This window comes from Lentisphaerota bacterium (genome assembly GCA_016873675.1).
Taxonomy (GTDB): domain Bacteria; phylum Verrucomicrobiota; class Kiritimatiellia; order RFP12; family JAAYNR01; genus VGWG01.
On sequence record VGWG01000097.1, the window covers coordinates 1 to 10028 of the forward strand.

Consider the following 10028-nt stretch of genomic DNA (forward strand, 5'->3'; position numbering starts at 1 on the left):
ATCGAGATGCCGAGGAGGGCCTCGCGGCGGGCGATGCGGGTGGACACGTCGCCGAGATAGGCAAAGTCGGTGTAATCCGCCTGAAGGGTGCCGAGAATCGCGGCGGCGATGCAGGATTCGCGGAACCTGGCCTCCGAGTCGACACGGCCCATGTTGATTTCGCAGAGGTTGCAGAAAGCAAAGCCCGACTGGCCGTCGATCTGCGGGTAGAGGCCGATCTCCCCGCAGGGGTTGAAGGTCGCTTCCAGGTCGTCGGTCCAGACAAAACCGGGCTCCCCGAATTCGCGGACCGATTTCAGTAATTTGGCGAATTGCTTGCGGCTCGTCGTTGAACGGAGGAGCATCGCAGAGTTGTTCGAGCGGGCTCGCTGAGGGTTTTCAGAGAACCAGTTGCCGGTCTTTGCCGTGGCCATGAGTTCGTCGTCGGGCGAAAAAAGGCAGATCGAGGCGGAGCGCCGGACGCCGCCCGAGAGGACGGCGTCTGAGGCGTGCATCATGATGTCGTAGGCGTCGATCGGCCGGAAGCGGGTGAGGCCCTGCTCGATGCGGGCGTCCACCAGCGAGCGGATCAGATCGAGCGAGCGGCGGAGCGGCTCGGGGCCCGGGGCACGCCCCATTCCGGATGAAATCGGCCGGCCTTTGGGGCGGATGAGCGTGTAATCATAATCGACGACCCGGTTGGCATATTCGGGGAAGGGCTGATCCGATGTGAAATAGGATGAGAGCAGTATGCCGAGTGCGTCGGACCACCCTTCGATCGTGTCCGGAATCTGGAACGTGGCGCGGGTGCCCGTTGGGCGGGCGAGGCTGGGTAGTTTCGCGATATGATGCTTCTGGACCGAGAACCCCACGCCGCATCCGCAAAGGAGGAGCCACAACGCCTCTTGAAAGAAGCGGGGGCGGTCACAGTAGGATGTGGTGCAGTTGTAAATGCGCGCATGCTTGCGCAAGATCGGGTCGCCCCCGAATTGCATGGCGCGCTGCGAACCCAGCATCAGACGCTTCTTCATCGCCTCCGCGCAAATGGTCAGCAGATCTTCAACCTCGATCCCCTTGGCCTTGAAATGGGTGCGGTGCATATCAATGACCCGATCCACAGCCTCGTCAAAGGTTTCACGACGCATTTTTTCAGGAATGTAACGACTGTATTTTGACGTAAAGACGTAGTTTTGGAGGGATTCGATGCTCATAGGGATGCCCTGTCCTGATAAATGTCGGAAAAAATAACCCCGCTCGGTGACCCAAAGCCAATGGAGCCGTTGGGATCAATATATAGTGGTAGCGGCAAACAAAGTCCACAACATTTGGTGGATTTTTATTCACAAGACATAAGTCCTTGTTTCGCAGACACGTGCAAATGCGGGTTGACTCGATATGGATTGGATGCAAAAAGAACGATTCTGTCATTCGTCCTGCGGTCTTATTTTTTTTGAGTCATGGGCTTGCATTTGTGACTCGTTTTGCTCGATAATAACAAATTGGCTGGCCGATTTTCTGTATGGATGCAAGTGGCTCAAGGAATCGTTTTTTTATGAGCATTAAGGGCGTTATTCTTGATTTGGATGGGACTGTCTACCGGGGCGATGAAGCGGTACCGGGCGCCGTCGAACTTGTCCGCGACCTGTGCACGCGCGGCATCGCGATCCGTTACGCGACCAACCGCGCCAACCGGCCCGGCACCGAGGTCTGCGCTCAGTTGCGCGATATGGGGCTGGCATGCGGGCCAAACGATGTCGTGACGTCCTCGGACGCCACCGCCGCCTATCTCAAGCCCGGGCGCGTTTACGCCATTGGCGAGTCTGGCCTCTTGGAGGCGCTCAATCGGCGGGGGTTTATTCTGGATGACCAGTCACCCGATTATGTGATCGTCAGTTTCGACCGCGCGTTTGATTATCAGAAGCTGAGCGTGGCCACGCGCCTAATCGGGAAGGGCGCGCAGTTTGTCGCCACCAACACCGACCGCGCCCTGCGCGTCGCCGACGGCATTGCCCCGGGCACTGGGTCCATCGTCGCCGCAGTCGAGACGGCCACAGGGGTGGCACCCTTGGTAATCGGCAAACCGGAACGGCCGCTCTTCGAGATGGTGCTTCAGGACATGGGCTTGGACGGGGCCGACGTAATCGCCGTCGGGGATAATCTCGACACCGACATTCCCGCCGGACATGCCGCAGGGATGCGCACCGTGCTGATCCTCACCGGCATTTCCACCCGCGCCGACCTTGCCCGCGCACCCATCGCACCCACCTGGGTGGTCGAAACCTTCGCGGAATTGCGCGCGCTGATCGATTCTCCTGATAGCAGGAGTTGAATTCACCACGAACGCGATTCAAACACCATCACCCCGGCCGCCGTCTCGTCTTCTTCTCCACCGGCAGCAGCGGGGCGGTGGTGCGCTCGTAGAGGGCGAAGAGGAATTCCACACGCTGGCGGTCGGAGGTGAAGGGCTGCGGACGGTAACAACGGTCAACCGCGCGGTCGAGGGCGGCATGGGCTTTGACGAGATCGGCGGGCATGGTCAACGGATCGTAGAGATCGGCCAGCGTGGCGTGCAGATAGCGCTTCCGCGTATCGAGAACGACCTGCGCCCTGGCCTCCACGGCGGCCTTTTTTTTCGCGTCGCCGGTGAGTCGACCGGTCTGCTCCTTCGCCTTCGGAATCGCCACGGCCTCTTCTTCCCCGCCTTCGTGATACGAAGACCAATAGATCCGTGCCGCCGCCTCACGGACGCAGGAGGCGTCACGATCAGGCACCGGCAAGTCGAGCAGCGGCCAGGGGAACGTGTTGTAGACCATCGTCCGCGAGTAGCGATAATCGGATTTGAGTCGCCCGCCAACCTGCCGCATCCACGCCATGTGCATGGCCGAGGTCAGCACGCCGAACAGATACAGGTCGGATGTCGGGATCACAAAGCACGTGTTGCTCGGGACGAGTGATGGATTGGCGATGCCAATCGGGATGTAATGCCGCCGCTCGGAGGAGACCTCGGGAATCAGGATATAATCTGTGGTCGGCTGCGAGCGGTAAAAAAACAGCGACGGCGTCTGCGCCGCGCTGCGGGTCGGCGCAGCCGTACTCTTCGCCCGGAAGTCTCGCACCTTCTCCACGCGTCCAAGAATCAGCGGCAGGGCGCGAAGGGCTTGCGGATCGGCACCTTCAAGCCAGAGGCACCAGCGCATATTGCCGTTGATGAATTCTTCCGAACCGGTAAAGCGCCGCAGGTATTTCCCCGCGCCGGGTTCGGCAGCAAGCAACGCGTTCCGTTCGCTGTCGGTCAGAATCAGGTTGCCGCCGTCGGACGGCTTGTTGCCGCAGCGCATTTCAGGAACGGGCGAGAGCGGCTTCTGCCGCTTCGTGACAAACGCATCTGGTCCTGGGGTGAGATAGGGGCTAATATTGGTCGTCTCGGTCACAGTGGCGGCGCCGTTTCCGGAGTCGTAATCGAACAGCCTCTTGACGGGGATGTCAAACGCGGCAAAGCCGATAATGACGACGTGGACGTGGGCCTTGCCGCGCGCCTCACTCTGCCACTGAAACGTCCGGTGCGCGAAGTGAATCTTGACGCGCCACGTGCCGAACAGAAGTCCCCAGACGAGGGGCACCTGTTCGCCTTGGGTGATCGAGTTTGTGGACACGAAACCGACCACGATGGCCGAGCCTTGGATGTATTCGGCGGCGCGGCAGTGCCAGCAGGTGACGTAATCCAGATCGCCGGTATTCTGAAAGCTCCCGAAAACGGCGGCCATGTCCGCTTTCTGCTCGGCAGTTTGGTAGTGCTTGCCGATGAAGGGCGGGTTGCCGAGGACGTAAGAGCACTGGTCGGGCGGCACGATTGTTTTCCAGTCGAGACGCAGGGCGTTGCCGAGGACGATGTTGGCGGACTTGCGGAGCGGCAGGCGGACGAAGTACTGGCCGAAGGTCTCGGAGAGGCGGATGTTCATCTGGTGGTCCATGAGCCACATCGCCACCTCGGCGATGCGGGCGGGCCACTCCTGGATTTCGATGCCGGTGAAGGCGTCGACGTCGACGCAGGAGAGCGACTGGACGTCGAGTTTGAGCTCCGTCTGCCTGACGTCGCCAGATAGGGCTTTGAGCACCGCGATCTCCAGAAGGCGCAACTCGCGGTAGGTGATGACCAGGAAGTTGCCGCAGCCGCAGGCGGGGTCGAAGAAGCGGAGGGTGCCGAGTTTCTTGTGGAATTGCCGGAGCATAGCCGCACTGCGGCGGGCCTTCTCGAACTCCGCCCGCAGGGCGTCCATGAAGAGGGCGTTGACGACTTTGAGGATGTCGCGCTCGGAGGTGTAGTGACCGCCGGTCTGTCGGCGCTCCTTGGGGTCCATGATGCCCTGGAAGAGGGATCCGAAAATCGCGGGTGAAATTTTCGACCAGTTGAAATCGGTGCAGGCGACCAGCGCGTCGCGCATGGCGCGGTTGAAGTCGGCGAAGGGGAGGCGCTCGCGGAAGAGATCGCCGTTGACGTAGGGGAATGCGGCAAGAGCCTCGTCGAGGTTCCGCTGTCGGCGCTCGGGCGGGGTATCGAGGATGTCGAAGAGGCGGGCCAGAAGCACGCCAAGATCGGAGCCGTCCTTGGCCGTGCGGTTCTCGATGAAGAGGGTGAAGGCGCCAGGCTCGAAGAGGCCGGTGTCTTCGGCGAAGAGGCAGAAGAGGATGCGGACCAAAAAGCGTTCGAGGTCGTGTCCCTTATAACCGCCGTCGGCGAGGGCGTCGTGGAGGTCGCCGAGGATCTCCACGGCCCGCATATTTATGGGGTCTTCGTCGCGCACCCGGTGCTGCGTGTAGCCTGCGATGAAGGCGAATTCGTGAATGTGCTTGTGCAGTTCCTTGAGGGGAAACTCGGATTTGCTGTATTTGCGGGCCGCGCAGAGCGGCAGTTCGAGCTGGTCGTCAGGATCCAGATCGTAGAGGGCGACACGGTCGAAGTCGGAGAGGATGACATAGCGCGGGAGGTCTTCGGCCCGCTGCTCGCGGGCGAGATCCTGGATGTAATTGAAGGCTTGCGACTCGGCCTTGTCCAGACTCTTGCCGCAGCTCTTGTGCTCGGCGAGCATGATACCCCGCCAGAAGAGGTCGATGTAGCCGTACTGGCCGTTGATCTTGCGGACGGGTTCCTCGAAGGTGGCCAGCAGGCGGCGACGGACGCCGAACACGCCGAAGAACTCGTCCCAGAAGGATTTGGCCTCCGCGTCCTCACGGTGCTCCTCGGCCCATTCGCGCGAAAAGCGGATGGCGTTCTGACGGATTTCGTTCCAACTGATCGGCATGCAGGATTCCTCTGGCATCGCAACGGCGCGAAATAACGGTCACGCGGACAGCGGAGAAGATAGCGCGATTGATGGCGGGTGGCAAGGAGGAAAGCTGAATATGGAAAGTTGAAAGCTGACCGTTCGCCTTGTCGATTCTTGTCGGTTACTCTTGTAAAGGAACGAACAGGCCCGGCCCCGGACGGATGGTAGCGTGGGCGAACGCCGCGCCGGGGCGATTTTCGGGGGAGATGTCGAATGAATCGATATGGGTCGTATGGTGACGGCGGGAGGCAGGGCTATTTTCTGGCGGGGGTGGGTATGATTTCGGTATGGCTTTTTCGTCGGGCGATGATCCGCAGCACGGTGTCCAGCACCCGGTCCAGGCGCTGCACCACATCTTCGGCGAGGACGCGCAGAACGAGGTAGCCGTGCTCTTGCAATAGGATATCCTTCATCCGGTCGCGGCGGTAGGCCGCCGGATCGGCCAGATGCTGTGCGCCGTCAACCTCGATTGCCACCTTGCACCGTTCGCACAGCAGATCGACCTCCATCATCTCGGAGTCGCCGAACGGGATCGGCAGCGGCCGGTTCAACGCAAACAGCCCTTCGGTATCCTTCAGCGTCTCCAGGCGTCGGAAAAGAAAGGCCTCACCCGCGCTTCGCGCCCGTGAAACGCCAGCCATCGCATCGGTGAGGGTTTTGGTTGCGAACACGAACAGGTCGGCAAGCGGGATGTCCACACCATCGCGTATCAGTCGCCGCACCGTGGCGGCGTAAGTTTCGTTCCACTGCGGATCCACGGGCAGTTCGACCTCGGGGGGCCACCCCGCCACCGCGCCTGCGGGAAGGAGGATGCGATAGCCGATCGCCTCGTATCCGCGACAGCGCCGGTCGAACATTCGGGCCAGCATGCGGACGTTCAGATCGGCATAGTCATGGATGTGAACCTCGTGTTTGCCTGGATCCAGCCGGTGCAAGCGTCCGGCGTACTGCGCGATCACCCCTTTCCAGGAAACGGGCATCGCCAGAAAAAGGGTGTCGAGCCGGGCGTCGTCAAAGCCTTCGCCCAGATACCGTCCCGTCGCCAGGATCAGGCGCGGTTGCTCCCGCGGCACGGCCTCCAGCCGCGCCCTCACTTGCGCCTGTTGCTTTCGGCCAGAGCCGCCTGTGAACACGAAGACCGCCGTGGATTCGGGTATCCGCTGCTTCAGGCCCGCCTCCAGCACGGCGAGATGGTCAACCCGTTCGGACAAAACAACCGGTGATCGCCCTGCGTTCAGCGCTGCGGCGATCTCGTCGCACAGTTTGGCGTTACGGGCGGCATTCACGCAGATTTCGTTCATATAGAGCAGGAACCGTCTTCTCGGAGCGGCCTCCTCCGAGGCTTCCAGGGAGGGCTGAAAGGCGGTGGGACGGACTTTGACCAGATGGACGAACGGCTGTCGCGCCGCCTGCTGTTTCGCGCTCACCCGATAGCGGATCGGGCCGCACTGCATGAAGATGATCGGATGATGGCCGTCCTTGCGAAACGGCGTCGCCGATAGCCCCAATACGTAGCGGGCATGGGCGCGGCGGACGACCGACTCGAAGCCCACCGCCGAGACGGCATGGCACTCATCGACCACCACGTGCCCGTATCGCGCGACGCAATCGTTCGCGCCGTCGGCATTGACAAGGCTCTGGAACAGCGCGACGTCAATCCGTCCCGTCAGCGTTTTGCGTCCGCCGCCCCATCGGCCGATCATCTTTTCGGGAATGCCGAGAAAGGTCGAGAGCCGCGCGACCCATTGCTCCTGAAGCTGGCGCCTGTTGACCAGAACCAGCGTGTTGACGCCCCGTTGCGCGATCAGCCACGCCGCGAGCACCGTCTTGCCGAAAGCCGTGGTCGCGGCCAGAACACCGGTGTCGTGGGCGAGCATCGCCTGTGCGGCGGCGCGCTGCTCCGGCCGCAAGGTGCCAGCAAACGCTACATCCAGCCGCTCTCCAGAACAGCGTTCGTCATGGAGCACCAGCTCGATGTCGGCCGATTGCAGCAGGGCCTCAAGGTCGTCCCGGCATCCACGGGGCAGGATGACGTGATCGGCAACGAGCTCGGCGCAGGAGATGATGCGCGGGATGCCGAACGTGTTCATCCGCATCGCTTGCGCAGCGTAGAAAGACGGGTTTTGAAAGGCGGCCAGCCGCGCGATTCGGTTCAGCAGGGAAGCCGGCAGCATGTTCCGCTCCACATAGAGCCGATCACTCAAATGGGCGGTGACCGAGCCCGGATGTTTTTCAGGAAGGAGAAGCGTGGACGGGAGGGATACCATCGGTGTGCGCGGGTCATCCGCTTCGGTTTCGGGATAACGAACGCCCAGCACACCATCCCGCCTGCGGGCTTGCGTGACCAGCGCCTCCGCATCCTGAGCCGACAGGCGGCGTGTCTGCGCCAGAAAAGCCCAGGGGTCGGCATGCGGGGCGAACGCATCGTCGAGAAACAGGGTGTTGCCCTGTGCCCGCGCGTGTTTCTGGAGCGGGAGCGCGATGAGATTGCCAAATCCGCCCTGCGGCATCGTGTCCTGGTTGGGAAACAGGCGATCATAGGAATCAAGCCCCAGATACGCATGGCGTTCCGCTGCGGCGGTCAGCATGAATGAGCCCAACTCGCGCGCCAGCCGCGCCGGAACCGGCTCGGAAAAGAAGAGCCAGAGGTGTCCGCCATTTCCGGAGCGTGATCGCTCCAAAATGAACGGTACATTCAGATCGCGGCTGACCCGCAGCACGGCCGTGACATCGTCCTGCCACGCCGCCTGGTCAAAATCCATGGCAAGGAAACAACAGGTCTCGTCTGTCAACAGCGGGTAGACACCCATAACAAACGGGCGCCCCTGTTCATCGGCCCCCGTGAGGTGGTGTGCAATCAGGAGGTCGGAGACGGGGACGAATTGCCGGTTCGAACAACGGGCGCATGGACCGCATTTTTTATCACATAGCCCGTGTCGCCATTCGTTGGCGCAGACGGGCTGGTAGCCGGATCGCCCCGTTCGCGCGCTCTCAAACCGGCGCGCAAAGACATCCTCGCGGCCCCTGAACAACGAACGAAATAACGCCACTTTCGTCTCGGATGGGGAGCTGTGGGTGGTGTCAGCGAATGAATGGATGGGAATCGGATCCATGCGGATCACCGCTTGCGGATCTTAAAGGCGCAGTCACGGGTGAAGGGCGGTACTTGGAAAATCAGCGTGCCGCCCGTGGCGCGCAGGTCGAATCGCTTGATGGTCTGCCCCGAAGCCGTATCGGCGATTTCGATACAGTAGGCCTGGTCGGGCGTGAACCCGCCGAGTTCGACGACCAGGTTGTTGACGTTCAGCTTCAGCGCCTCGCCCCCGCTTTCGCGCACGCCGCTGAAGCCGGCGCGGGTGAATATCCAGCCGATGGCCTGACTGGGCGAGGCCGAGCAAACGACCTCCAGCGGCAGCGTGTCGGGCGAGTCTTCCGTTTGGAGGGTTGGATGGACCCGCACCATCTCGGGGTCCCGCTTGTCCACATCCTTCATAAAGCACTGGATCGCGGCATAAGCCGGGTAGAGGTTTAGCTCGTCAATCACATGCCACCACCAAAAGAGGGGCGTGCCGGCGATGGGCGAGGCGGTTGCGGACCACAGCGCGGCGTGGTGCTCCTGACGCAAATGTTCGGCGCCAGCAGCCATGGGCGAGCCCCCGAACTCCGTGATCAGAACCGGCTTGCCAAAAGAATTGTTGAATTGGGCGGTTTCTGTGATGAGATTCACGATCTGGTGGGGCGGGCCAGTGTGGTAGGCGTCGACCGCGCAGTGGTCAAGCGGGGGCAGTTTGCAAAGCTCCGGGTTCTGGACCTTGTAATCACCCGAAACGTGGGTCGAGACGAGACGGTGGTTGGGGTCGATGGCGCGAAGATGGTCGGCCATCACACGGTGCCAGGCGACGACGCGGGGATCGCCGCTGCCGCGCTGCTTGGAACTGGGGCCCGCAAGGTCCAATTCGCTGAACAGCTGCCACGTGAAGACGGTGGAGTCCCAGCCCCAGCGGGCGACGAGATAGCGGTGGAGGCGCTGAGTCATTTCTATGGATCGTTCGTGCGTGAAATACTCCATGACGTTCTGGCACCACCCCCCGCAGTTCGCGTTGTAGGGGTGGTCCTGCCATTCGGGGTCGCACCAGGCGCTGACACGCCCGTGATTGTTGAGAACCAGATTCACGCGGATGCCGGAGGCGCGCGCCCATTCGAGGACGCGGTCCAGATCCCATGCGTTGTCCAACCGGTAATCGCCCGCGCCATGGTAGCCGCGAATGACGGGGCTCCATTCGATGCCGAGCGACCAGGCGCTCATCCAGATCTCGACAAAGTTCTCGCCCACCTTGTGCATGTCTGCAAAATAGTCTTTATAGGCCGATGATCCGGTCGGATGGCGGAAGCGCCAGGGAAACTGATCATCCATGCGGGTGTCAAAGGGGGAGCGGATATTGTGCCCGATTGGATAGAAGAAATCGCCGTCTTCGGTCTCGAAATAGCGGGGGTCGGCGGCCGAGACGCGAATGAATGAAAACGGATTTTCGGGCTCACGAACCGTGAATGAAAGCGGGGCGGCGGTGTCCTCGCCCCAGCGATCGCGCACGCGGAGGGTAACGCTATGCTCCCCGTTGGTGGCAGGGGCGTAGCGGACCCGCCATTCCGGGCGGCCCTGGGGCTCGATACGTTCCTCCACCGTATTGACGGTGCGGTAGTGGTCTTGATAGTAGAAACCAGACA

At 61.7% G+C, this 10028-nt stretch carries 4 protein-coding genes; 1 reads left to right on the plus strand and 3 read right to left on the minus strand.

The window, feature by feature from the left end:
• The coding region (locus FJ222_10330) for a recombinase (GenBank protein MBM4164818.1) at positions 1–1190 on the minus strand (1190 nt) is incomplete at its 3' end.
• Between the two features lie 308 nt (positions 1191–1498).
• On the opposite strand from FJ222_10330, the gene FJ222_10335 reads away from it, so the two are divergent.
• Entirely contained in the window at positions 1499–2308 is an 810-nt protein-coding gene (locus FJ222_10335; protein ID MBM4164819.1) for an HAD-IIA family hydrolase, read from the plus strand.
• Positions 2309–2336: 28 nt separating this feature from the next.
• Here the strand turns inward: FJ222_10335 and FJ222_10340 are convergent, their stop codons facing one another.
• Entirely contained in the window at positions 2337–5297 is a 2961-nt protein-coding gene (locus FJ222_10340; protein ID MBM4164820.1) for a class I SAM-dependent DNA methyltransferase, read from the minus strand.
• A gap of 260 nt (positions 5298–5557) precedes the next feature.
• Positions 5558–8416 (minus strand): DUF559 domain-containing protein, encoded by a 2859-nt coding sequence (locus FJ222_10345; GenBank protein ID MBM4164821.1) that lies wholly within the window; start codon positions 8414–8416, stop codon positions 5558–5560.
• Between the last annotated feature and the right edge of the window lie 1612 nt (positions 8417–10028).

What these genes read in the sequence shown, in the direction of transcription:
- FJ222_10335 (MBM4164819.1), top strand. Translation starts at nt 1,499, where the DNA reads ATGGATGCAAGTGGCTCAAGGAATCGTTTTTTTATGAGCATTAAGGGC.
- FJ222_10340 (MBM4164820.1), bottom strand. Translation starts at nt 5,297, where the DNA reads ATGCCAGAGGAATCCTGCATGCCGATCAGTTGGAACGAAATCCGTCAG.
- FJ222_10345 (MBM4164821.1), bottom strand. Translation starts at nt 8,416, where the DNA reads ATGGATCCGATTCCCATCCATTCATTCGCTGACACCACCCACAGCTCC.